This window comes from Sphingobium yanoikuyae (genome assembly GCF_034424525.1).
Classification (GTDB): domain Bacteria; phylum Pseudomonadota; class Alphaproteobacteria; order Sphingomonadales; family Sphingomonadaceae; genus Sphingobium; species Sphingobium yanoikuyae.
Genome location: NZ_CP139979.1, coordinates 4,883,749 through 4,907,779 on the forward strand (window position 1 = coordinate 4,883,749; position 24,031 = coordinate 4,907,779).

A 24,031-nucleotide genomic window follows, 5' to 3' on the forward strand; every position below is an offset into this window, starting at 1 on the left:
TCGCAACAGGAATCCCTCCATGTCCCGCCAGCTCATTTCCTCCGGCTCGCCCTTCGAGGCGCAGGTCGGCTATTCGCGCGCCGTCGTTCAGGGCGACTGGTGCTTCGTCGCCGGCACCACCGGCACCGATCCCGAAACCAAGATCATGCCCGAAAGCGTGGTCGATCAGGGCGTCAACGCGCTCAAGGTGATCGGCAAGGCGCTCGAAGACGCCGGCTTCTCCTTTGCCGATGTCGTCCGCGTCACCTATTATATCACCGACCCTGCCTATTGGGACGATCTGGGCAAGGCCACCGCGCCCATCTTTGGCGAGATCCGCCCGGCCGCCAGTTGCGTCGTCGCTGGCCTCATCAAGCCGGAGATGAAGATCGAAATCGAAGTCACCGCCTTCAAAGGGTAACAGGGACACATCATCATGATTACCATGTACGGCATCAAGAATTGCGACACGATCAAGAAGGCCCGCAACTGGCTGGACAATGAGCGCGTCGCCTATAATTTCCACGACTATAAGGTCGCCGGCGTCGACAAGGAGAAGCTGGAGGAATGGGTGATGGAGCATGGTTGGGAAACCATCCTCAACCGCTCCGGCACCACCTTCAAAGCGCTCGACGCGGGGGACAAGGCGCATATCGACGCGGACAAGGCGATCCTGCTGATGATCACCAACCCCTCGATGATCAAGCGCCCGATCCTCGACACCGGCAAGGGCACGGTCGTCGGCTTCAAGGCGACGACCTATGAAAATGCGCTGAAAGGCGTGATGGCGTGATCGGACGGGGGCTGCTGGGCATCGGGGCATTGCTGATGATGGGCCTGCTCCCCCTTTCCGCCGTCCGGGCCGCCGACCCGCTGATCATCGCGCATCGCGGTGCCAGCGGCGAGCGGCCCGAACATACGCTCGCCAGCTATGAGCGGGCGATCGACCAGGGCGCCGACTATATCGAGCCCGATCTGGTCCTGACCAGGGATGGCGTGCTGGTCGCCCGGCATGAGAACGAGATTGGCGGCACTACCGACGTCGCCGACCATCCCGAATTTGCCGATCGCAAGACCACGAAGACGATCGACGGCATCGAAATGACCGGCTGGTTCACCGAGGATTTCACCCTCGGCGAACTGCGCACTTTGCGGGCGCGGGAACGTCTGCCTGATCTGCGCCCGGCCAATGTCCGCTTCAACGATCTCTATCTCATCCCGACCTTCGAGGAGATATTGAAGCTGGTCCGCGCTAAGGAAGCGGAGCAGCATCGTCGCATCGGCCTCTATCCCGAAACCAAGCATCCCAGCTATTTCGCCGGCATCGGCCTGCCGCACCAGCAGGCGCTGCTCGATCTGCTCGGCAAATATGGCTACACCAATGCCGACGATCCGGTCTTCATCCAGTCGTTCGAGGTCGGCAATCTGAAGGCCCTGCATGAAGCGACCCGGCTGCGCCTCATCCAGCTCGTCGATGCCGAAGGCGGCCCCGCTGACGAACCTGGCACGACCTATGCCGACATGATGAGCGTCTCCGGGCTGGAGGCGATTGCCGGCTATGCCACAGGCCTCGGCCCGTCCGCCGCCATGGTGCTGGCACCCGATGGGGCGACCGCGCTGGTTGGCCGTGCCCATGATGCCGGGCTTCAGGTCCATATCTGGACGCTACGGATGGAAAACAGCTTCCTGCCCGACCAGTATAAGCGACCGGACGATCCGCAGGGCCGGGGCGATTTTGCCGGCTATGTCCAGGCGATCGCATCGACGGGCGTCGACGGCATTTTCAGCGATTTCCCCAGGCAGGCGCGCGACGCTCTGAGCAACGCGCAGCCCTGATCGGCAACATCGCATAAATTAAAGCGGATTTTCCCTTCTCTACCCTGCGGCTCGACTTGCCAAAGCCGGGCCGCAGGCGAATAACGAACAGACCATGCTGTCCCAGAAGACCCGTTACGCCATCCGCGCGCTCCAGCATCTTGCCGACCGCTATCGCCAGGGGCCCGTGCCCCTCAACGAGATTGCGACGCGCCAGAATATCCCGGCGAAATTCCTGACGGTGATCCTGTCCGAATTGTCGCGCGAAGGGCTGGTGGCGACCCAACGGGGGCGCGACGGCGGCTATTGGCTGGCCTTGGCGCCGGTCGACATCAGCTATGGCGACATCGTCCGCCTGACCCGCGGGTCACTCGCGCTCACCCCTTGTGCCAGCCGCTTCGCCCATGAAAGCTGCACCAACTGCCTGCCCGAAAGCGAATGTCGCCTGCACCGGGTGATGCTGCGCGTGCGCGACGAAACCGCCAAGGTGCTCGACAGCATCAGCCTCGCCGAACCCTTCGCGGCCGAAGGGTTGGGGTAGGGCGCCGAAGGCGCAGGCGTGCCGACGCCCTTGCGCTCGCCCCGCCGCTTCGCCACATCGGCAGCATGACCACGCCGCCGCTCAAAGCCGCCCTGATCCCCGTCACCCCGCTGCAGCAGAACTGCACCCTCTTCTGGTGTACGGAAACGATGCGCGGCGCCTTCGTCGATCCGGGCGGCGACTTGCCGGTGCTGAAGAAGGCGGCGGCGCAGCATGGCGTCACGATCGAGAAGATTCTCGTCACCCATGGCCATATCGACCATTGCGGCCAGGCCGGCGTGCTGGCCCGCGACCTCGATGTCCCGATCGAGGGGCCGCATGAGGAGGATCGCTTCTGGATCGACCGCCTGCCGCAGGATGGCCAACGCTGGGGCATTCCCGGCGAGAGTTTCGAGCCGGATCGCTGGCTGGTCGATGGCGACCAGGTGACGGTCGGCAATCTGACCTTCGACGTCTATCATTGCCCCGGCCACACGCCGGGCCATGTCGTCTTCCACCATGCGCCGAGCCAGCTCGCGATCGTGGGCGACGTGCTGTTCAAGGGGTCGATCGGCCGCACCGACTTCCCGCGCGGCAATCATCAGGACTTGATCGACGCGATCACAGGCAAGCTCTGGCCGCTCGGCGGCCAGACCGCCTTCGTCCCCGGCCATGGCGAGATGAGCAATTTCGCCTATGAACGGCGCACCAATCCCTATGTGGCCGATTCCGTTCTCGGTTAAACCCGCGCCATCGCCGGCGGGGCAGGCACGGCGCGAGTCGCGCCACAGGCGATATAGAGCGCCGCGACCGCCAGGCCGAGCATCACGATCCAGGTGAGCAGCGCGCCGCCCGCGCGCCAGACCGTCGGCTTGTCGGCGTCCATGCCAAAGCCATGGGCGATTCGCGCCAGCGCATAGATCATCGCCCCGATCCACAGCCATAGCGGCGCGCCGATCGCCATCTCGATCAGGCCAAAGAGAATCAGCACGATCGGCGTATATTCGATGAAATTGGCGTGCGCCCGCATCCGCCGTGCCAGCAGCATATTTCCCGAGTCGCCGTGCAAAAGCTTCGCGCCCACGCGGATTCGCGCGCAGCGCACCGCCAGCCAGAAATTGATGAGCGCACAGGCCGCAGCCAGTGTAAGCGTGATCGGCAACAACATGGGCATCCCCCTATTCGACGGGCGGCCACCATAGGCGCGGCGGGCCGGCGGGCAAGGAAGGACTTGCACCATCTGCAAAAACGGCTATAGGCGCAGGGCTTCGCGATCACCCGGGCCGCATGGTCTGCGGCACCCGTGCCGTCGGCGTCTCATTTGGAAACCGGCCAGTCGCATAACCAGATTTAATTACGGAAACAGGTGCCGACATGGCTGTCCCCAAAAGGAAAACTTCCCCGTCCAAGCGTGGCATGCGTCGCAGCCACGATTCGCTGCGCGTCGAAGCATTCCAGGAATGCTCGAACTGCGGTGAACTGAAGCGTCCCCACAATCTGTGCGACGCGTGCGGCCATTATAACGGCCGCGAAGTCATCGCCGTCGGGGCGTAAGACTTTTTCGATCTCCGCAAAGGGGTGATCTCAGTGTCCAGCCAACCGCGAATCGCAATTGACGCGATGGGCGGGGATGAAGGCGTGCGGGTGATGATGGCAGGCGTTGCGCTTGCCCGTCGCCGGCACGAAGGACTCCGCTTCACCCTTTTCGGCGACGAGACCCGGATCAAGGCGGCTCTCGACAACCACCCCAATTTGCGGGCGGCGTCGGAAGTCGTGCATTCCGACACGATCGTCGAGGGCACGGACAAGCCCAGCGTCGCGATTCGCAAGAAGAGCAGCTCGATGAGCATGGCGATCAACGCCGTGAAGTCGGGTGATGCCGGTGCGGCGGTTTCCGCCGGCAATACCGGTGCGCTCATGGCGATGGCGAAGCTGGCGCTGCGCACGATGCCCGGTGTCGATCGGCCTGCGCTGGCAGCGATGCTGCCGACCCTTGGCGACAATGATGTCGTCATGCTCGACCTTGGTGCCAATACCGAGTGCGATGCGCGCAATCTCGTCCAGTTCGCGGTGATGGGTGCGGCCTATGCCCGCATCGCCCTCGATCTGGAGCGGCCGCGCGTGCGCCTGCTCAACATCGGCACCGAAGAGCTCAAGGGCACGGACGAGATCCGTGATGCCGCCGCCGTGCTGCGCGCAGCCGACACCCTGCCATTCTCGTTCGACGGCTTTACCGAAGGCGACAAGATCGGCCGCGGGGAAACCGATGTAATCGTGTGCGACGGCTTCTCGGGCAATGTCGCGCTCAAGACGGCCGAGGGCACCGCCCGCTTCGTCGCCGACCTGCTGCGCCGCGCCTTCTCCAGTTCGCTGCGGTCCAAGATCGGCTTCCTGATCTCGAAGCCGGCGATGCATCTGCTCAAGCATCATCTCGATCCCAACAATCATAATGGCGCCGTCTTCCTCGGCCTCAACGGGGTCGTGGTGAAGAGCCATGGCAGCGCTGACGCCAAGGGCGTGGCCAATGCGGTGCATGTCGCCGCCCGCCTGCTGGAAGAGGATATCACGCGACGCATCGCCGCCGACATGGCCGGGGTGCAGGATCTGTCCGCCGTCGCGTCCAAATTGGAGCTGCCCGTCAAGTGATGCGTCGATCCGTTCTCCTGGGCACGGGCTCGGCCCTGCCCGCACGCGTCGTCACCAATGCGGAACTGGCGCAGACCGTCGACACCAGCGACGAATGGATCGTCGAACGGACCGGCATCCGCACCCGCTATATCGCCGGCGAGGGGGAGACCACGACCACGCTGGCGACCGATGCCGCGAAGCGCGCGCTGGAGGCGGCCGGCCTTGCCGCGCAGGATATCGATCTCATCATCCTGGCGACTGCGACCCCGGACCAGACCTTCCCGGCCAGCGCCACGCTGGTGCAAGCCGCGCTCGGCATCGATGACTGCGTCGCCTTCGACGTCGCGGCCGTCTGCTCGGGCTTCCTCTATGCGATGACGGTCGCCGATTCGATGATCCGCTCGGGCGCGGCGCAGCGCGCGCTGGTGATCGGCGCGGAAACCTTCAGCCGCATTCTCGATTGGGAAGATCGCGCGACCTGCGTGCTGTTCGGCGATGGTGCCGGCGCCGTCGTGCTCGGCGCGGAGGAAAGCGCGGAAGGCCAGCGTGGCATCCTCGCCGCCAAGCTGCATGCCGATGGCCGCCACAACCAGCTTCTCTATGTCGATGGCGGTCCCTCGACCACCCAGACGGTGGGCAAGGTCCGCATGAAGGGGCAGGAAGTGTTCCGCCATGCGGTGGTGAATCTCGCCACCGTGCTCAAGGAAGTGATGGCGATGGCGGAGATGACGCCCGCCGACATCGACTGGCTGGTGCCACACCAGGCCAATGCCCGGATTCTCGACGCGACCGCGCGCAAGCTCAAGCTTTCCCCGGACAAGGTCGTCGTCACCGTCGACCAGCATGCCAACACCTCGGCCGCCTCGGTGCCGCTGGCGTTGGACGCGGCGACCCGCGATGGCCGGATCAAGGCCGGCGATCTGATCGTGCTGGAAGCGATGGGCGGTGGCTTCACCTGGGGCGCCTGCGTCCTGCGGGTCTGATACGGCGGCGAAACGATCGCCCCTACGTATCTGACCTGCTTGCCGAATCACCCAACATGCATCACATTTGTGTCGCAATCATTTGCCCCGGCAGATGATGCAGGGGGGCACATTGGGGATTTGCGATGACCGGCACTGGCACACTGACCCGCGCTGATCTGGCGGAGAGCGTCAATCGTCACATTGGCTTGTCCCGCGCGGAAGCGGCGGCACTGGTCGAATCGATCCTGGAACATATGTCGACTGCGCTGGAGCGCGGCGAAAATGTGAAAATTTCGAGTTTCGGTACCTTCGTCCTGCGCGACAAGAATGAGCGCATGGGGCGCAACCCGAAGACCGGGATCGAGGTGCCGATCGAGCCGCGCCGGGTGCTCACATTCCGCGCGAGCCAGACGATGCGGGACCGCGTTGCCTCGACCTGAGGCAATTCGGTCAGCTTTTGTAATATTGGCGTATATTTACCGTAGTTGACCTTTACGGGACTATGGGTGCAACATTGCGCCCATGGAAAAGGCCGAGGGCGCATTTCTGACCATCAGCGAACTGGCGACAGAGCTGGGTCTTGCCCAACATATTTTGCGCTATTGGGAAACCCGCTTTCCGCAATTGCGTCCGCTCCAGCGATCGGGCAACCGGCGCTACTATCGTCCTGCCGATGTGGCGCTGGCACGGCGCATCAACCAGTTGCTCAATGTCGAGGGCTTCACGGTCAAGGGCGCGCAGAAGGCGCTGGCCTATGGCACGGACGATATAGCGGTCGATCCGCTGCCCGCCGCGACGCCGGAGCCGGACCTGATCGCCCGGCTCGAAGCCATCCGGGCCGATCTGGCGCGGGCCTTGGGTCGCTGATCGCGATCAGAGCGTCCGGGCATAGACAAGGTCGCGGAACGGCACGTCCCCGACCATGAAGGTCAGTTCGCCGATCTCGACAAAATCATGCCGGGCATAGAAGCGCCGCGCCCGATCATTCTGTGGATAGACGGCCAGCAGTAGCCGACGTGCGCCGCGTTGCCGGGCTTCCGCCAGCACCAGCGCCATCAGCGCGTCGCCATTGCCGCCACCCTGCCACCCGCTCAGCAGATAGATGCGCTTGAGTTCGACATCCGTCCGGTCGTCAGTCGGCACCGGCAGGTCGGGCGGGGTGATCAGCGCATAGCCGACCGGCGCGCCCAATGGCGTCTCGCCGATCAGGATCGTCTGGGCCGGATCGGCGAGGGCGGCGCGATAATAGTCCTCGCCATGCGCCTTGCGGATATGGGCGACCAGCGCCTCGCCGGGATGGTCATGGGCAAAGCTGGCCAGGAAGGTGGCGCCGCCCAATATCGACAATGCGGCGGCGTCGGAGGCGACAGCCGGTCGCCAGTGAATCGGCGTGGTCAAGCTCAGCGCGATCCCGGCCCCAGCGCCGGGTCCAGGTCGCGGGGACGGGTGAAGCTCAGCAATGTGCCGCACTTGTCCGTCGTAGCCTCCCACTGGTCGATGGCGAGATCCATCACCGCGATGCTGGCGGTCGGGAATTTGATCTCCACATCCTCGCGCAGCGGATTGGCGCCATCATCGGGGACCAGGCTCAGGATCAGTTCCTCGAAACCGGGATTATGCCCTGCCATCAGCACGCTGTCCGCCTCGTCCGGCAAATCGCGCAGCACGTCGATCAGGGTCGGGGCAGAGGCCAGATAGATGCGCCGGTCCCAGCGCGCGTCCAGCGTTTCGCCATAGCCGGTGAAGAAGGTATCGAGCGTCTGCACGACGCGGGCAGCGGGGGAGGCGACCAGCAGGTCGAACCGCATATCCTTGCGCGCGGCGAACTGGCCCATCAACAGCGCGGCCTTTTCCCCCCGGCGGTTGAGCGGCCGGTCGAAATCCCGCGCGACCGGATCGTCCCAATCGGACTTGGCATGGCGCAACAGGGTCAACCGCTTCATTCTCGCTCCAGCTCCTCGCGCCTTGTCGCGGCGGAATATCTCCTGCCGACTCGCAAAAACGCAGAAAACAAAGGCGCCGTGCCCTGTCGGGTCACCGCATGCCGGGTTCGCTTCCCTGATGCCCTAACGTTGTTCGGTCGCCAAGACCAGCGTCCTGCATGTCCCGCGCCTGCATCTTTGCGCTGACGGCGATGATCGCCTCGTCCAGCGTCAGCCGGCGGATCGGCGTGCCGGGCGGGAAGGCGCTCAGCAGTCGGCTCGGCATGGCGGCGGACAGGATCACGAAACTGCCCTTGTCCTCGGCGCGGCGGATCAGCCGGCCGAACGCCTGCGCCAGCCGCGCCCGGATCAGCCGGTCGTCATAGGCGCTGCCACCCCCCGCCAGGCGCCGGGCGGCATGCAGCACGGTCGGCTTGGACCAGGGCACGCCCTCCATCACCACCAGCCGCAGCGAATGGCCGGGCACATCGACGCCGTCGCGCAGCGCATCTGTGCCCAGCAGCGATGCGCGCGGATCGTCGCGGAAGATATCGACCAATGTGCCGGTATCCATCGGATCGACATGCTGGGCATAGAGCGGCAGGCCGGCGCGGGCGAGCCGGTCGGCGATGCGCGCATGCACCGCCCGCAGCCGCCGGATCGCGGTGAACAGGCCCAGCGTGCCGCCACCCGATGCCTCGATCAGCCGGGCATAGGCGCCCGACATGGCGGCGATGTCGCCGCGCTTGATGTCGGTGACGATCAGCACTTCGGCGCGATCGGGATAGTCGAACGGGCTGGCCGCCTCGAACCGCTCGGCGCTGTGCGGCAAATGGGTGACGCCGCTGCGCGCCTCGGCATTGGACCAGTCGCCGCCGCCCTTCAGCGTGGCGGAAGTGACGATCACCCCCTGCGCGGGTTGCAGCACTGCCTCGGCCAGCGGCCGGGTCGGGTCGAGCCAGTGGCGGTGCAGACCGATATCATATTCGCGCCCTTCCACCCGGTCGACGGTCATCCAGTCGACGAAATCGGGGTCGGCCGGGCCGCCGATCCGGGCCAGCAGCGCCAGCCAGGCGCTGATCAGGTCGCGGCGCCAGCCCAGCGATCCGATCGCCCCTTCGATCCGCGCCCGCGCCGCGCCGTCGAGCCAGTCGGGCGCATCCTCCAATACCGCCTCCAGCCGCTTGGACAGGCGGACGAGAGGCTTCAGCAGCGCATCGAGGGCGATCGCCGCTTCCTGCGCCGCCTCGACCAGCGGGCCATCGGGTTCGGCCAGTTCTGTCTCCAGCCCATAGCCGGCATCGGCCTCGCCACTGTCGGCGGCGCGCGCGAAGACGGTGCCGCGCACCGTGGCGAGCAGTTCCTCCAGCGGTCCGAAAGGCTCGCCCGCGACGATCCGTTTCAGCCAGTCGTCGGCCGGTAAAGCGCGTGCAGCTTCCACCGCGGTGCGGATCGCCTCGCCGCCTTCCTCGTCATAGCTGGCAAGGTCGGACAGGCGCGCCGCCAGGCCCCGGCGGCGGCCGCGCGATCCGCCTTCCGGTCCCATCACCCAGCGCCGCAGTTCGATCGCCTCCTGCCCCGACAGTGCGACCGAGAAGGTCGAATCGGCGGCGTCGAACAGATGATGGCCCTCATCGAAGACGATGCGTTGCGGGCGCTGCCCGGTCTCGCGGCCGCGCGCGGCGTTGATCATCACCAGCGCATGATTGGCGATGACGATGTCCGCCTCGGCCGATGCCCGCGCCGACCGTTCGATGAAGCATTTCCGGTAATGCGGGCAGCCGGCATAGATGCACTCGCCGCGCCGGTCGGTCAGCGCGGTGGAGCCGTTGCGCCGGAACAGGATGGCCAGCCAGCCGGGCAGGTCGCCGCCCACCATGTCGCCATCCTTGGAAAAGGCGGCCCAGCGCGCGACCAGTTGCGCCAATATGGCGGCGCGGCCGGCAAAACCGCCCTGCAACGCATCTTCCAGATTGAGCAGGCAGAGATAATTTTCCCGCCCCTTGCGCACCACCACACGTCGCGCGGCGGTCGCCGGATCGGGGAACAGGCGCAGCGATTCCCGGTCGAGCTGGCGTTGCAGCGCCTTGGTATAGGTGGATATCCACACCGTGCCCTGCGCCTGCGCCGCCCATAGCGAGGCGGGAGCGAGATAGCCCAGCGTCTTGCCGATGCCGGTGCCGGCTTCCGCCAGCAACATATTGGGCTGGTCGCGATGGCTGCGCGGGCGAAAGGCCTCCATTGCGGCGGCGGCATAGGCGCGCTGGCCGGGGCGGGGTTCGGCGCTCGGTCCGGTCAGGCTGTCAAGCCGCGCCAGCACGGCCTCCTCCTCCATCGCCACGGTGCGCGGGGCAGGGCGGGGTGCGGCCTCCTCCCATTCGGGCAGCTTGGAAAAGAGCCAGCGTTCGGCCTCCGCCGGGCGGCTGATGCGCGGCGCGACCAGCGGCGACCAGGGCCAGCGCAGCCGGTGCAGCGCCTGCGCCGCGGTCCAGCCGCCTTCTCTTTCTTTCCATTCCGGGGAATCGAGCCGGTCGAGCAGGGCCCGCGCCGCCATCTGCAACAGGGCCGGGATATCGCCTTCCTGTGCCGGTTGCGGCAGGTCCAGCGCCTCGGCCAGCCCCTTGGGCGTGGGCACCAGGAAGCGGGCTGGATGGACGAAGGCCCAGAGTTCCAGCAGGTCGAGGCCGTTGAGATCGGGATAGCCCAGCCGCTGGCCGGTCAGCGGTGCATTGAGCAGCAGCGTCGGCGTCTCGGCGGTGCGGGCAATGGCCTGCCCCTTGGCGACGCCCATGGTGCGGCTGCCTTCGCGCAGCCAGATGCCGCCATGGCTGGCATGGAGGGCGGGCAGGGCAGCAGGATCGATCACCCGCCCGGCTTAGGGCAAGGCGAACAAAAGGGAAACCGAAATGCGCCGATCAATTGGTCCGGCGGCCAAAACCCATGGGGCCGGAATAGGTGAAGGCGGGCGCAGCCGGTCGGGGCTGGAACGCCACCGGCGCGCGGCGGGCCAGGCGCGCCATTTCCAGCTGTTCGAACAACGGCCCTTCGGTCAGGATATAGGGGAAACGGATGCCCATCCGGTCCTCTTCCGACCAGCGCACCGTGCCGAACACGCTATAGCCGTCAATATCCAGCTGACACTGGCTTCCGGTCGGCAGCGAACAGCCGACGACCTGCGCGCCGCCCGCGCTCAGATCGACGATCGTCCCTTCCAGGCTGTCGAGCACGGTCGTGATGGTGATCGCGATGTCGACGGGAATCCGTTCGCGGCTGCGGGGTGTCTGCATGGGAGCCTCCATATGACCAGACCATGGAGGAACAGGGTGAACAAAATCTAAATATGAAGCCCGGTTTAACGCGTTTTTGCCTCCAAAAGCCGTTCCCTTTCGCCCTTCGCGGCGGTAGGGGCTTTGGCATCATGACCATATCCGACATTCTCCGCACCGCCGCGAACGCGTCCAAGGCCTGGCCCTATGAGGAGGCGCGCAAGCTTCTCAAGCGTTACCCCAATGGCGCGCCGGAGAAAGGCCATATCCTGTTCGAGACCGGCTATGGCCCGTCGGGCCTGCCGCATATCGGCACCTTCAACGAAGTGCTGCGCACCACCATGGTCCGCAACGCCTTCCACGCGCTGTCGGACATCCCGACCCGGCTGGTGGCGTTCAGCGACGATCTGGACGGCTTCCGCAAGGTACCGGACAATGTGCCGAACCAGGCGATGCTGGCCGACTATCTGGGCAAGCCGCTGACCCAGGTGCCCGATCCGTTCGAGAAATATGAAAGCTTCGCACATCACAATAATGCGATGCTGCGCGAATTTCTCGACAGCTTCGGCTTCGACTATGAATTCGTGTCCGCGACCGAACGCTATCAGGCCGGTGCCTTCGACGAAGCGCTGCGCCAGGTGCTGCGCCGCTATCAGGCGATCATGGACATCATGCTGCCGACCCTGCGCAAGGAACGGCAGGCGACCTATTCGCCGGTGCTGCCGATCAGCCCCAAGAGCGGCATCGTGCTGCAGGTTCCGGTCGAGGTGGTCGATGCCGAGGCTGGTATCGTCCGCTTCGTCGACGAAGGCGAGACGATCGAGCAGTCGATCCTGGGCGGCGGCGCCAAGCTGCAGTGGAAGGTCGACTGGGCGATGCGTTGGTATGCGCTGGGCGTCGACTATGAAATGGCGGGCAAGGATCTGATCGACTCGGTCACCCAGTCGTCGAAAATCTGTCGCGCGCTCGGCGGCCGTCCGCCCGAGGGCTTCAACTACGAGATGTTCCTCGACGAAAAGGGCGAGAAGATTTCCAAGTCGAAGGGCAATGGCCTCAGCCTCGAACAATGGCTAACCTATGGTCCGCAGGAAAGCCTGGCCTTCTACGCCTATCGCGAGCCCAAGAAGGCCAAGCAGCTGCACATGGGCGTGATCCCGCGCGCGGTCGACGAATATTGGCAGTTCCGCGGCAATTATCCCAAGCAGGCGATCGAGCAGCAGCTGGGCAATCCGGTCCATCATATCCATGATGGCAAGCTGCCGCAGGGCGAGTTGCCGGTGACCTTCGGCCTGCTGCTGAATCTGGTCGGCGTGATGGGCGATGCCAGCCGCGAACAGGTGTGGAGCTATCTCCAAAATTATGTGCCCGGCGCCAGCGCGGAAACCTATCCGGAACTGGACGCGCTGATCGGCCATGCGCTCGCCTATCATCGCGATTTCGTCGCGCCGACGCTCCAGCGCCGGGCGCCGCACGCCAACGAAGCCGCCGCACTGCGCCAGCTGGACGAAGAACTGGCCGCCTTGCCGGCCGATGCCAGCGCGGAGGATATCCAGAATATCGTCTATGCCATCGGCAAGGATGAAGCCTTTGGCTTTGCCGAACTGCGCGACTGGTTCAAGGCGCTCTACCAGACGCTGCTGGGCGCCGATCAAGGGCCGCGCATGGGCAGCTTCATCGCGCTCTATGGCATCGACAACAGCCGCAAGCTGATTGCGCAGGCGCTGGCCGCCTGATCGGAAAGAAGCGGGGGAACCATCGCGCGCGAGGGGCGTTTCGCGAACGGTCCACCCCCCTTTCGGACTGATGGCGTGCCTGGCACGGCATCGGCCGCGCCCGCCCGGAAACGGGGGGCGCGGCCAAGGGGGTAAAGAAAGGCCCCGGACATCGCTGTCCGGGGCCTTTTCTGTTTCGTCGTCCGGCTTACCAGAAGAAGCCGCGATGGACGGTCATGACCCGGCCGGTACGCACATTCACCAGCATCACGTCATTATAGTGGCGGACCCAACGCTGATTGGCGGCCGGACGGGGCAGGCGATAGCGATAGGGATCGGCGATATAATAGCGCGAGCTATAATAGGCCGGGCGAAGCTGAGCGCCGGCATTCCAGCGCGAATAGCGGAAGGGCGCATTCCAGTTGCCGGCGCGATAGACGTCGCGGTGGCTGCGGCGATAATCCTGCCAGTCTTCCCGCGCTTCCTGGCGGGAGTCGCGGACGTCGCGACGGGCTTCCTTCACATCGCGGCGATCGCCATAGCGCTGGGCTGCGCGCAGGTCGCGCTGGTCTTCGCGCAGCCGCTGCTCGCTGCGGCGGGCTTCGCCATAGGATTGGGCAGAAGCGACGCTGGGGACGACGGTGGCCGCAAGAAGGCCAAGGATGATGATCTTGCGCATATTTCTACTCCCATCAATCTGGAGGCTCGGGGACGCTTCCAACCGCTTCAAGCGGGGCAGGTTCCCTTACCAACATGTTGAATATGGAGTGGATTCGCTGAACCGTCCGGGAACGGCGCTGTCAGGAACCAGTCATTTATGTCGCAAAGTGTAATGGCGCGCGACCTTCTGGGTCAGCGAACCCAGGGACGTTCGCGAAACCATTTGGTCACGACATATTTGGTGCCCTGAGCCACTGGCCGGGCGGCGTGCAGGCTATAGGGGTTGGGCGCACCGTCGGGCTTCAGGTTGTTCCAGATCAGGATCATCCCCTCGATCGGCGGCACCATGAATTCGCAGCGCGGAAAATGGGTCTCGCCCCCGCCCTCGACCGGCGACAAATAGATCATCGCCGTCCAGTTACGCTGGCCGCCGGTCTTGCGCATGTCGGGCCAATAGCTGGCATTGACCGGGAAATAGTCGCAATGGACCTTATATTCCTGGCCCTGGGTATAGCGCTGCCCCTGCAATGTCTCGCCATGGTCGGGCTCCAGCCCGGTCATCGCACAGATGCGGGCGCTGATCGCATGGACCAGCGGGTCTTCCCGGTCGAGATTGCAGCTGTGGCTGGTGCGATAATCGGCATTTTCCCGCCCGGTGAACAGGGTAGAGGGCTGGGCACCGGCATCGATGATCGCGCGCATCACCGCGCATTCTTCGGCGCCCAGGAAATCCTGCCGCCCATAGATTTCCAGATGGGGGCTGTCGATGCGGCTGACCAGCGGGTTGCGGTTCAGTTTCTCGCGCACCCGATCGCCGATCGCGGCGCGGGCCGGCGACGCGGTGCCGCCATCATCCACTATCTCGTTCATGCCGCCTCCCTGCCATTTCCCGTCGGCGCTGCGCAATGAAAAAGGGCCCGGTGCGGTGTCGCACCGGGCCCAGTGTCCTGAAGGCCAGTTCAGGAGGCTGTCACCAGAAGAAGTTGCGGATCACGTCGACGACATAGCCATCGCGGATATCGACCAGCAGCGCGTCGTCATAATAGCGGATCCAGCGCATCGTGCCGTAGGCCGGCGGCAGGCGGTAATAATAGGGATCGTTCAGCCAGTAATTGCTGCCATAGAGCGGACCCGACAGGAACACGCCGATCGAGAAGCTGCGATAGCCATAATTCCAGCCCGACGGCGCATAATAGCGGCCCATGCGGTAACGGTCGCCATAGCGGCTGCGATAGCCATACCAGTCATAGCGCCGGTCCTGGCGCCAGCCATTGTCCCAGCGGCGCTGGTCGGCCCAACGGGTGCGATCGTCATAGCGGGGGCCACCATTGTTCCAATTGCCCGGATAGCCGGGACGATCGCCGCGCCGGTCATTGTCGCTCCAGCGCCGATCGTCGGGGCGGCCATCGCGATTACGATCATTCCAGTCACGCCCGTTGCGATCGCGGTCCCAGACCTGCCGGTTCCAATCGGCGCGACTATCCGGGCGGGCGTCGGGCCGGCGTCCATCACCGCGTCCGTCCGGGCGGTCGGGGCGGGTGACCGGCTGCATGCCGGGGGTCGGATTGCCGGGACGCTGCCAATTGCCATTGGGGCGATCGGCGCGTTGATCGGGCCGCTGGTCCGGCCGGCTTACCCGCTCGGGGCCACCCTGCCAGCGCTGTGCAGGCGCCGCCATTTGCGGACGTCCGCCAGCATTGCCATTGCCGCGATCACCGCCACCCTGCCAGCGGGTGCCGCCCTGGGAACCGCGCATGTCGCCGCCCCGGTTTCCGGGATTGCCGGCGCCACGCTCGCCGCGCGGACCGCCGCCATTGTCGCCACGCTGGGCATAGGCCGGTGCCACGCCGCCCAGCAGCGTCGCACCCATCAGGCCGGCCAGCATCCATTTCCTCAGCATCGTTCCGATTCCTCGTGCGGGAACCATCTGTTCCCTTCATGCCGCATCTCTACGCCGATGGCGATGTCGCGATGCTGAACTCTTCTGTCAGCGATTTGAAAGATTCTGTCCCGGAACAATGGACAATCTCGATCATTCCATCCATCCCACCATCTTGCATCGGAAAAGCCCGGTAAATGGGCTGTTCGGCGCAAAGCTGATCCAGATCAGTGCAGTGCCGACAAACAACCTTTAGGACCAACGGGTGATAAGAACCGCCGATGCCGGCCGCACAAGACAGGCCCTGCGCGCCGCGACGATGGAGAGCCATCAACGGGTCGATGACCTGTTTTCCCATTTTTCGCTCGCTTCCGCGCCCGATTACCGGGCGTTCCTGCGCGCCCATGCCCGCGCGATCGCCGCGCTGGAGCCGGTCGCCCAGCCCGATTCGCCGCGCCTCGCGCTGATGGCGCAGGATCTGGCGGCCTTGGGGGAGGCTATGCCTGCGCCGCTGTCGATGCCGTCCACTGGCGGCGACGGCTTTCGCTGGGGCCTGCTCTATGCGCTCGAAGGATCGCGCTTGGGCGGCGCGATGCTTGCGCGCCAGGTCGCCCAGGATCTGCTCCGCGCCTATCTTTCGGCCGTTCATGCCAAGGGCGGCTGGGTTGCGTTCCAGCAGCAACTGGATGCCGCAGCGGCTGAGGGCGATGCGGACTGGCTGGACGATGCGATCGCCGGGGCGCGGGCCGCCTTCACCCTGTTCGAAGCCGGCGCGCGCGCCGAGCGGGAGGTCGCCTGTGACTGATGTGACCAGCCCGGAAGCCCAGGGCTTCGCCGTCGACATCAATAATTGCGATCGCGAGCCGATTCATGTGCTTGGCACGGTCCAGCCCTTCGGCTTTCTCGTTGCCCTGACCGCCGACTGGCTGGTGTCGCGCGTCTCGACCAACAGTGCCGACCATATCGGCCTGGCGCCGGACCAGATGCTGGGCCAGCCGATCAGCGCGCTCTTCACCGCCGATGCGATCCACACGCTGCGCAACCGCATCACCCTGCTGCGTGGCCCCGATTCGGTGGAGCGGGTCTTCTCGCTGCCGCTGGTGGAGGGCGGTGCGCCGTTCGACGTTGCTGTCCATTTCTCCGGCCAACTGGTGGTGATCGAGGCGGAGCCTGCCGTGCCCGACGAGATGGAGGCCAGTTCCATGGTCCGCTCGATGGTTGCACGGCTGGCGCAGGCGGACAGCATGACCGCCTTCCTGCGCGATGGCGCGCGCCAGGTCCGGGCGCTCACCGGCTTCGACCGGGTGATGGTTTATCGCTTTGCCGACAATGGCGATGGCGAGGTGGTGGCGGAGGCGCTGCGTCCCGGAATCGACAGTTTCTTCGGCCTGCATTATCCGGCCTCCGACATCCCGGCGCAGGCGCGCGCGCTCTACATGCGCAACATCTTCCGGGTGATCGCCGACATCAACGCGCCGCCGGTGCCGGTCATCCCGGCGCTCGATCCCGCCGGCGCCGCGCTCGACATGTCGCTCTGCGTCACCCGCGCGGTGTCGCCGATCCATATCGAATATCTGCGCAACATGGGGGTGGGGGCCTCGCTCTCCATCTCAATCATCGTCGATGGCAAGCTGTGGGGCCTGTTCGCCTGCCATCATTATGCGCCGCGCCTGCCCAGCTTCGCGCAGCGCAGTGCCGCCGAACTGTTCGGCCAGATCTTCTCGATGATGCTGGAAGGGCGCGAGCGGGCGGAAACCGCCAGCTATGAGGGCAAGGCCCGCCAGGTCGCCGACCGGCTGCTCTCCGCCGTCGCGCAGGATCATGACTTGATGTCCAATGCCCGCTGGCTGGGCGACATCATCTTCGACACGATCCCCGCCGATGGCGTGGGTATCTATATCGACGGGCAGATGACCCTGTCGGGCCTGACACCGGACGAGCCGTCCTTCGCCGCGATCGTGTCGATGCTCAACCGCACCGCCGCCAGCCAGGTCTATACCACCGACAGTATCGCCCGCATCATGCCGGAAGCGCTGGCCCATGCCGATCGCGCCGCCGGCCTGCTCGCCATTCCGATCTCGCGCCGGCCGCGCGACTATGTCGTGCTGTTCCGCGCCGAACAGCTGCGCTCGGTCCGTTGGGCCGGCAAGCAGGACAAGCATATCGAATATGGCCCCAACGGCCCGCGCCTGACCCCGCGCAAGAGCTTCGAGGAATGGTCGGAACTGGTGAAGGGCACGGCCGTCGCCTTCATGCCGGCCGAACTGCGTGTCGCCGAAGCGCTGCGCACGGCGCTGCTGGAAGTGATCCTGCGCCTGTCCGATTCCGCTGACGAGGAACGGCAGCGCGCGCATGAGAAGCAGGAATTGCTGATCGCGGAACTCAACCACCGCGTCCGCAATATTCTCGCGCTGATCCGTGGCCTGATTTCCCAGACCCGCGACAGCGCCATGTCGGTCGACCAGTTCATTGGCACGCTGGAAAGCCGCGTCCATGCGCTGGCCCGCGCCCATGACCAGATCACCGCTGATCGCTGGGCGCCCGCGCGTCTTTATGACCTGATCGAGGTGGAGGCCGGCGCCTATCTCGGCGACCGGCGTGACCGGGTGAAGCTGACCGGCCCCAATGTGCTGCTGACCCCCGCCGCCTTCACCGTGCTGGCGCTTGTCATCCACGAACTGCTGACCAATGCGGCCAAATATGGCGCGCTGTCCGACAATGGATCGGTCGCGATCGACTGGCATGTCGACGCCGAGGGCAGCCTGCTGCTCCACTGGTTGGAAAGCGGCGGTCCGGCGGTCGTCGCGCCCTCGCGCCGGGGCTTCGGCTCGACCGTGATCGAGCGTTCCATTCCCTATGATCTGGATGGCCGGGCGGAGGTCAATTATCGGCTGGCGGGGCTGGAGGCGCGCTTCTGCATTCCGTCCGCCCATGTTGCCTCGATCCTGCCCGACGTGGCCGGCACCGATCGCGCCAAGCCGGCGCCCGCTCCCTCACCGCATCTGCTCAAGGGGCGGCAGATTTTGCTGGTCGAGGATAATATGATCATCGCCATGGATGGCGAGGATGCGCTGCGCGACCTCGGCGCGCAGGTGGTGACTGCCGCCAGCATCGGCCGCGCGCATGAGGCGATCACGCTCCATCCGGTCGACCTCGCCGTGCTCGACTTCAATCTGGGCAATGAAACCAGCCTGCCGATCGCCGACATGCTGGCGGAACGCGGCGTGCCCTTCCTGTTCGCCACCGGCTATGGCGACGGGGTCGACCTGCCGGATCGTTTCAGCGACGTCATCCTGCTCAAGAAACCCTATTCGGGCGCGACCCTGGCCCAGGCGATCGCCCCGATGCTGGCCAGGGGCTGACAGGAAACAGTCGGTTTCCGCCTGGCGCGTTGCGCGGGCGGCGCCGACATCCGATCTAGGCGGGCATGAAACAGCCTGCCTTGTTCATCCCCCATGGCGGTGGTCCCTGCTTCTTCATGGACCCCGCCGATCCCCAGCACCCGCACAGTGACGCCATGTGGCAGCCGATGCAGGATTATCTTGCCGGCCTGATCGCCGACCTGCCGGAACGGCCGCGCGCGATCCTGCTGGTGTCCGGCCATTGGGAAACGCCGGGCTTCACCGTCCATGACGGCACCCGTCCGCCCTTGCTGTTCGACTATTTCGGCTTTCCGCCGCACACCTATCAGCTCCGCTGGGACGCGCCGGGCGCACCCGCGCTTGCCGATCGTGCGGCCGAACTGCTGGAACAGGCGGGCTTTCCCACAGCGCGCGAATCCGAACGGGGCTGGGACCATGGCGTCTTCATCCCGATGAAGGTCGCGCTGCCCAATGCCGACATTCCGGTCGCGCAATTGTCCTTGCGCCGCGATCTCGATCCGGCCGCCCATATCGCCGCCGGCCGCGCGCTGGCGCCGCTGCGCGATGAAGGCGTGCTGATCGTCGGATCGGGCATGAGCTTCCATAATCTACGCGTGCGCGGCGCGATGGCGACGGCGCCCTCGCGCGAATGGGACGATGCGCTGCGCGATGCCGTGACCGATCCCGATCCGGCTCGCCGGGCGGCGCGCATCGCCGCCTGGAATCATCTGCCCCATGCCCGCTTCGCCCATCCGCGCGAGGAACATCTGCTGCCGCTGATGGTGGCGCTGGGGGCCGGCGGCGAGGATGCCGCCATCTGCGCCCATCGCAGCACGGTGCTGGGCTGGACGGTTTCCGGCTATCGTTTCGGTTAAGGCCGATATCTAGGGTTTGCGCAGCGCCGGCACGGCCCGCACCGCTTCGTCCGGCGTGATGCCGGGCGGCGGTGCGGCCTGGATCGGACCGTCGCCGGCCTGATCCTCGTCGCGCATGATCCGGCCGGCACGCTTGATCGCGCCGCGCAGCCGGGGATAGACGCCGCAGCGACAGATATTGGTGATCGCCGCATCGATCTCCGCATCGGTCGGGTCGTTGGTCCGCCGCAGCAATACCGACGCCGCCATGATGATGCCGGACATGCAATAACCGCATTGGGAGACATTTTCGGCCGCGAACGCCTGTTGCAGCGGATGGCCGCGATCGGGCGACAGCGCCTCGATCGTCGTCACGAACCGGCCCTCGGTCTTGCCGATCGTCACCTGGCAGGACCGCACGGCCTCGCCGTCGATATCCACGGTACAGGCGCCGCAATCGCCGGTGCCGCAGCCATATTTGGTCCCCGTCAGGTTCGACGCGTCGCGCAGCGCCCACAGCAGGGGCGTCTCGGGATCCATCCGATATTGCACCGGTCGGTCGTTGACGGTGAAGCGCGTCATGCCGCCTCTTCCTCCTCCACCTTGTGGTAGAGTACCTCGTTGCGGATATGGATGGTGCGTGACGCCAGGCGGATTTCCTGGATGAAGGTGCCGAACGCGGCCGCCTGCAGCACCATCGCCAGGCTGAACAGGATCGCCACCGGCGTACCCAGATGGGCGTTGAACAAATTGCCCGCGAACAGCAGGATGACGACCAGACAGACCGCGCAGGCCGACGCCACCGACAGGAAGATCGCGCCATTGACCACGCTCATGCGCCGGTCGAGCACGCGGATCTCGCTCACCATCCGGTCATGCTCCTTGCCGCGCGTGCTCAGCACCCATTCCTCGACCGCGCGGGCGCGATCGATGATGCGGGCCAGTCGGCTGACGCAGACGTTCAGGAACGCGCCGATACCGGCGAGCAGGAAGACGGGGGCAAGCGCCAGCTGGATCGTCTGGGCGACCTGGCTGACCTGCGGAAGGGGGATCATTGTCATTTCCTTCTCCCTATCAACCAGTGGACAAGGACAAAAGTGGCGATGCCTGCGAGAGGTGTAAGGATCAGGGTGATCGCTGCCTGTCGTTTCCCGGCTGCGCATTGGGTGTCACCGGCATCAATATGACAATCGCCAATGACGAGCGCTACGAAGAGGACGAGCAATGCGCACATGACGGGCAATGCTGCGATACAGCCGCAGCGTCCGCCCGTCATGTCAGGTCTATAGGTCAGGCCGCGCCCTTGGACGAGGGCGTGTTGACGCCCATCGACTTGAGATACTGCTTGATGTTGCGCGCCGCCTGGCGGAGCCGTTGCTCATTCTCGACCATGGCGATGCGGACATAGCCTTCGCCATCCTCGCCATAGCCCACGCCCGGCGCGACCGCGACCTTGGCATGGGTCAGCAGCTGCTTGGAAAATTCCAGGCTCCCCATGTCCTTGAGCGCGGGCGGCAGCGGCGCCCAGGCGAACATCGACGCGCGCGGCGCGGGAATGTCCCATCCGGCGCGGGAAAAGCTCTCGACCATCACGTCGCGGCGCTTGTGATAGAGTTCGCGATTCTTGGCGACGATGTCCTGCGGGCCGTTGAGCGCGGCGCAGGCGGCCGCCTGGATCGGCGTGAAGGCGCCATAGTCGAGATAGGATTTCACCCGGCTCATCGCCGCGATCAGCTGCTTGTTGCCGACCGCAAAGCCGATGCGCCATCCGGCCATCGAATAGGTCTTGGACAGGGACGTGAACTCGATCGCGACATCCTTGGCGCCCGGCACCTGCAGGATGGAGGGCGTCGGATTGCCGTCATAATAAAGCTCGGAATAAGCGAGGTCGCTCAGCACCCAGACCTTGTTCTCCTTCGCCCAGGCGACCAGACGCTCGTAAAAGGCCAAGTCCACCGTCTCGGCCGTCGGGTTGGACGGATAATTGACCACCAGGATCGACGGGCGCGGCACGGTGAAGGCCATGGCGCGGTCGAGCGCGCGGAAATAATTCTCGTCCGGCGTCGTCGGCACCGACCGGATGGTGGCCCCTGCGATGATGAAGCCGAACATGTGGATCGGGTAGCTGGGGTTGGGCGCCAGCACCACGTCGCCCGGCGCGGTGATCGCGGTGGCGAGGCTGGCAAGCCCCTCCTTCGACCCCATGGTCACGACGACTTCGGTTTCCGGGTCGACATCGACGCCGAAACGGCGGCCATAATAATTGGCCTGCGCCTTGCGCAGGCCCGGAATCCCCTTGGACTGGGAATAGCCATGGGCGTCCGGCTTGCTGGCGACTTCGACCAGCTTGGCGATGACATGATCGGGCGGCGGCAGGTCGGGATTGCCCATGCCCAGGTCGATAATATCCTCTCCCGCGGCGCGGGCTGCGGCTCGCATCGCGTTCACTTCGGCGATGACATAGGGCGGCAGGCGCTTCATGCGGTAGAATTCTTCGGACATTATAGGGGCTTTCCTGAAAGCTCTCGGTAAGGAATAGTGCGTGGCACGCATTCGGCGTGTCACAATCTGGCTATAACCCGCCAGGCTGCGGCGCGCCAGTGAAAGCGGCTGATATCGGCAATGCCAGGAGGAGGAAGGTGGCCATGGAAACGCAGGATGTCCTGGAGCCCCATCTCCCGACCCTGGCGGAGATGCAGAAATGGACCCAGGTGCTGGGCCGCGCGCAGCAATTGATGCTGGAGCAGGCGGCGGGCGCGACCGGCCGGGTGCTGCCCTTCGATCCCGAAACCGTCGCCCGCATCCAGACCAGCTTTGCCGATGAAGGGCTGGCGCTGTGGCAGCGCTTCCTCGATTCCGGCGGCCTGCTGCGCGACCAGCCCGATCCGCCGCCGGCCGACAGCCCGGCCGCGCGCAAGGACCGGCGCTTTGCCGATCCCGCCTGGACGACCCATCCCTTCTACGACCTGATCCGGCAAAGCTATCTGCTGATCTCCGACTATCTGATGAACCTGGCCGATGCGGTCGACGGCGTCGATCCCAAGGCGAAGGCCAAGCTGCGCTTTGCCACCACCGGCATGCTCGATGCGATGGCGCCGTCCAACTTTCCGCTGATGAATCCGACGGTCGTGGAAAAAACGATCCAGAGCGGCGGCGAGAATCTGGTGAAGGGCCTCCAGCATATGCTGGCCGATATGGAGAAGGGCCAGCTCACCCATACCGATGGCACTCAGTTCGAACTGGGGCGCAACATCGCCGCGACGCCGGGCAAGGTGGTTCACGAAACCCCGCTCTACCAGCTCATCCATTATGCGCCCTCGACGGCCAAGGTGCTGGCGACGCCGCTCATCATCTTCCCGCCCTGGATCAACCGCTTCTACATTCTCGATCTCTCGCCCGAAAAAAGCTTCGTCAAATGGGCGGTGGACCAGGGGATCAGCGTCTTCCTCGTCTCGTGGAAATCGGCCGACGCCTCGATGAAGGACATGGTCTGGGACGATTATATCCTGAACGGCCAGGTCGACGCGATCGATACGGTGCGCGACCTGTTGAACGTGCCCAGCCTCCACACCATCGGCTATTGCGTGGCCGGCACGACGCTGGCCGCCACGCTGGCGCTGCTGGCGGCGCGGGGCGAAGCCGACAAGGTGGCGAGCGCGACCTTCTTCACGGCGCAAGTGGATTTCAGCGCGGCCGGCGACCTCACTTTGTTCGTCGATGACGAGCAGATGAAGCTGGTCGACCGTCTCTCCTCCAGCGGCTTCCTCGACGGGCGCTACATGGCGGCGACCTTCAACCTGCTGCGCGGGCGCGACCTCATCTGGAACTATGTGGTCAACAACTACCTGCTCGGCATGGACTATCCGCCCTTCGACCTGCTCTACTGGAATGGCGACACCACCAACCTGCCGGCGCGCTGGCATCGCGACTATCTGACTCAGCTCTATCGCGACAATATGCTGGTGGTGCCCGGCGCGATCAGCGTCGCGGGCACGCCGATCGACCTGACGCAGATCCACACCCCCGCCTATGTCCAGGCCGGCAAGGAGGATCATATCGCCCCGCTCGAAAGCGTGTGGAAACTGACCGAGCATCTCGCCGGGCCGGTGCGCTTCCTGCTGGCAGGCTCGGGCCACATCGCCGGCGTCATCAACCCGCCGGTCGCGCAGAAATATCAATATTGGACCGCCGATGCACCGCAGCCGACGCTGGATGATTTTGTTGCAGCTGCGCGCGAGACCAAGGGCAGTTGGTGGCCCGACTGGGCCGAATGGCTGCGCGGCATCGATTCGCGCGAGGTGGCTGTCCGCGGCGCGCGCAAGCCGGGCGGCGGCAAGCTTCGGGCAATAGAAGATGCGCCCGGACGTTACGTAAAAGCCCGTTAGAGGCGCGGATTTCAGCCATTCCCCATTGGCCGCTGATCAGTGCCAAGCCATCAATATGTCTGATTTGTTGCACTGCACAATGGG

At 65.2% G+C, this 24,031-nt stretch carries 26 protein-coding genes; 15 read left to right on the plus strand and 11 right to left on the minus strand.

Features of this window, described 5'->3' with window-relative positions; all coding sequences use genetic code 11:
* The first annotated feature begins 19 nt into the window (after positions 1-19).
* The 5 genes from U0025_RS22755 (at position 20) to U0025_RS22775 (ending at position 3,057) form a co-directional block, all read left to right on the plus strand.
* Complete coding sequence (locus U0025_RS22755; protein ID WP_004209940.1) at positions 20-400, plus strand: RidA family protein; 381 nt, start codon at positions 20-22, stop codon at positions 398-400.
* A gap of 15 nt (positions 401-415) precedes the next feature.
* Positions 416-772 (plus strand): ArsC family reductase, encoded by a 357-nt coding sequence (locus U0025_RS22760; protein ID WP_004209945.1) that lies wholly within the window; start codon positions 416-418, stop codon positions 770-772.
* Positions 769-1,815 carry a glycerophosphodiester phosphodiesterase gene (locus U0025_RS22765; RefSeq protein WP_004209946.1) on the plus strand — a complete coding sequence of 349 codons (1,047 nt, stop codon included), beginning with the start codon at positions 769-771 and terminating at the stop codon, positions 1,813-1,815. The genes U0025_RS22760 and U0025_RS22765 overlap by 4 nt, the downstream gene beginning before the upstream one ends.
* A 94-nt stretch (positions 1,816-1,909) precedes the next feature.
* Positions 1,910-2,335, plus strand: coding sequence for an RrF2 family transcriptional regulator (locus U0025_RS22770; protein WP_004209947.1), 426 nt, complete (start codon positions 1,910-1,912; stop codon positions 2,333-2,335).
* 65 nt (positions 2,336-2,400) lie between these two features.
* A complete protein-coding gene (locus tag U0025_RS22775) occupies positions 2,401-3,057 on the plus strand; it encodes an MBL fold metallo-hydrolase (RefSeq protein WP_004209948.1) in 657 nt (218 codons plus the stop codon).
* Here U0025_RS22775 and U0025_RS22780 read toward each other — a convergent pair.
* Positions 3,054-3,482, minus strand: a complete 429-nt coding sequence (locus U0025_RS22780) for an MAPEG family protein (RefSeq protein WP_004209949.1) — start codon at positions 3,480-3,482, stop codon at positions 3,054-3,056. The genes U0025_RS22775 and U0025_RS22780 overlap by 4 nt on opposite strands.
* 206 nt (positions 3,483-3,688) lie before the next feature.
* Here U0025_RS22780 and rpmF point away from each other — a divergent pair, with 206 nt between their 5' ends.
* From rpmF to U0025_RS22805, 5 genes are all read left to right on the plus strand, one after another.
* Positions 3,689-3,868: a 50S ribosomal protein L32 gene (gene rpmF / locus U0025_RS22785; protein ID WP_004209950.1), complete on the plus strand. Its 180-nt coding sequence runs from the start codon at positions 3,689-3,691 to the stop codon at positions 3,866-3,868.
* Positions 3,869-3,934: 66 nt separating this feature from the next.
* Entirely contained in the window at positions 3,935-4,960 is a 1,026-nt protein-coding gene (gene plsX / locus U0025_RS22790) for a phosphate acyltransferase PlsX (protein WP_010336845.1), read from the plus strand.
* Positions 4,957-5,925: a beta-ketoacyl-ACP synthase III gene (locus U0025_RS22795; protein WP_037490861.1), complete on the plus strand. Its 969-nt coding sequence runs from the start codon at positions 4,957-4,959 to the stop codon at positions 5,923-5,925. The genes plsX and U0025_RS22795 overlap by 4 nt, the downstream gene beginning before the upstream one ends.
* A gap of 125 nt (positions 5,926-6,050) precedes the next feature.
* Positions 6,051-6,347, plus strand: a complete 297-nt coding sequence (gene ihfA, locus U0025_RS22800) for an integration host factor subunit alpha (protein WP_004209953.1) — start codon at positions 6,051-6,053, stop codon at positions 6,345-6,347.
* Positions 6,348-6,429: 82 nt separating this feature from the next.
* Entirely contained in the window at positions 6,430-6,774 is a 345-nt protein-coding gene (locus U0025_RS22805; RefSeq protein WP_004209954.1) for a MerR family transcriptional regulator, read from the plus strand.
* Between the two features lie 6 nt (positions 6,775-6,780).
* Here U0025_RS22805 and U0025_RS22810 read toward each other — a convergent pair whose 3' ends face one another.
* The 4 genes from U0025_RS22810 to U0025_RS22825 form a co-directional block, all read right to left on the minus strand.
* A complete protein-coding gene (locus U0025_RS22810; protein WP_004209955.1) occupies positions 6,781-7,305 on the minus strand; it encodes a GNAT family N-acetyltransferase in 525 nt (174 codons plus the stop codon).
* Between the two features lie 2 nt (positions 7,306-7,307).
* Positions 7,308-7,850: a SixA phosphatase family protein gene (locus tag U0025_RS22815; protein ID WP_004209956.1), complete on the minus strand. Its 543-nt coding sequence runs from the start codon at positions 7,848-7,850 to the stop codon at positions 7,308-7,310.
* A 91-nt stretch (positions 7,851-7,941) separates the two neighbouring features.
* On the minus strand, positions 7,942-10,695 hold the full coding sequence (locus U0025_RS22820) for an ATP-dependent DNA helicase (RefSeq protein ID WP_004209957.1): 2,754 nt from the start codon (positions 10,693-10,695) through the stop codon (positions 7,942-7,944).
* Positions 10,696-10,744: 49 nt separating this feature from the next.
* Positions 10,745-11,116 carry a PilZ domain-containing protein gene (locus tag U0025_RS22825; RefSeq protein ID WP_004209958.1) on the minus strand — a complete coding sequence of 124 codons (372 nt, stop codon included), beginning with the start codon at positions 11,114-11,116 and terminating at the stop codon, positions 10,745-10,747.
* Positions 11,117-11,247: 131 nt separating this feature from the next.
* Between U0025_RS22825 and U0025_RS22830 the strand changes: the two genes are divergently transcribed.
* Positions 11,248-12,828 (plus strand): lysine--tRNA ligase, encoded by a 1,581-nt coding sequence (locus tag U0025_RS22830; RefSeq protein WP_004209959.1) that lies wholly within the window; start codon positions 11,248-11,250, stop codon positions 12,826-12,828.
* Between the two features lie 187 nt (positions 12,829-13,015).
* Here U0025_RS22830 and U0025_RS22835 read toward each other — a convergent pair whose 3' ends face one another.
* The 3 genes from U0025_RS22835 to U0025_RS22845 form a co-directional block, all read right to left on the minus strand.
* Positions 13,016-13,486: an RcnB family protein gene (locus U0025_RS22835; RefSeq protein WP_004209960.1), complete on the minus strand. Its 471-nt coding sequence runs from the start codon at positions 13,484-13,486 to the stop codon at positions 13,016-13,018.
* Positions 13,487-13,659: 173 nt separating this feature from the next.
* Entirely contained in the window at positions 13,660-14,337 is a 678-nt protein-coding gene (locus U0025_RS22840; RefSeq protein ID WP_004209961.1) for a 2OG-Fe(II) oxygenase, read from the minus strand.
* Positions 14,338-14,437: 100 nt separating this feature from the next.
* Entirely contained in the window at positions 14,438-15,367 is a 930-nt protein-coding gene (locus tag U0025_RS22845; protein WP_037490864.1) for an RcnB family protein, read from the minus strand.
* 298 nt (positions 15,368-15,665) lie between these two features.
* On the opposite strand from U0025_RS22845, the gene U0025_RS22850 reads away from it, so the two are divergent.
* The 3 genes from U0025_RS22850 to U0025_RS22860 all read left to right on the plus strand — a co-directional run bounded on the left by U0025_RS22850 (position 15,666) and on the right by U0025_RS22860 (position 19,583).
* On the plus strand, positions 15,666-16,151 hold the full coding sequence (locus U0025_RS22850; protein ID WP_037490866.1) for a biliverdin-producing heme oxygenase: 486 nt from the start codon (positions 15,666-15,668) through the stop codon (positions 16,149-16,151).
* Complete coding sequence (locus U0025_RS22855) at positions 16,144-18,708, plus strand: HWE histidine kinase domain-containing protein (protein ID WP_004209965.1); 2,565 nt, start codon at positions 16,144-16,146, stop codon at positions 18,706-18,708. The genes U0025_RS22850 and U0025_RS22855 overlap by 8 nt, the downstream gene beginning before the upstream one ends.
* A gap of 65 nt (positions 18,709-18,773) precedes the next feature.
* On the plus strand, positions 18,774-19,583 hold the full coding sequence (locus U0025_RS22860; protein WP_004209967.1) for a DODA-type extradiol aromatic ring-opening family dioxygenase: 810 nt from the start codon (positions 18,774-18,776) through the stop codon (positions 19,581-19,583).
* Between the two features lie 9 nt (positions 19,584-19,592).
* On the opposite strand, the gene U0025_RS22865 is transcribed toward U0025_RS22860, so the two are convergent.
* The 3 genes from U0025_RS22865 to U0025_RS22875 all read right to left on the minus strand — a co-directional run bounded on the left by U0025_RS22865 (position 19,593) and on the right by U0025_RS22875 (position 22,064).
* Entirely contained in the window at positions 19,593-20,144 is a 552-nt protein-coding gene (locus tag U0025_RS22865) for a (2Fe-2S)-binding protein (RefSeq protein ID WP_004209969.1), read from the minus strand.
* A complete protein-coding gene (locus U0025_RS22870; RefSeq protein WP_037507334.1) occupies positions 20,141-20,617 on the minus strand; it encodes a DUF2721 domain-containing protein in 477 nt (158 codons plus the stop codon). The genes U0025_RS22865 and U0025_RS22870 overlap by 4 nt, the downstream gene beginning before the upstream one ends.
* A 235-nt stretch (positions 20,618-20,852) precedes the next feature.
* Positions 20,853-22,064: an LL-diaminopimelate aminotransferase gene (locus tag U0025_RS22875; RefSeq protein ID WP_004209971.1), complete on the minus strand. Its 1,212-nt coding sequence runs from the start codon at positions 22,062-22,064 to the stop codon at positions 20,853-20,855.
* A 143-nt stretch (positions 22,065-22,207) separates the two neighbouring features.
* Between U0025_RS22875 and U0025_RS22880 the strand changes: the two genes are divergently transcribed.
* The gene (locus U0025_RS22880; RefSeq protein ID WP_004209972.1) at positions 22,208-23,947 is read left to right on the plus strand and encodes a PHA/PHB synthase family protein; all 1,740 of its coding nucleotides are present in this window, start codon (positions 22,208-22,210) and stop codon (positions 23,945-23,947) included.
* The last annotated feature ends 84 nt before the right edge of the window (positions 23,948-24,031 follow it).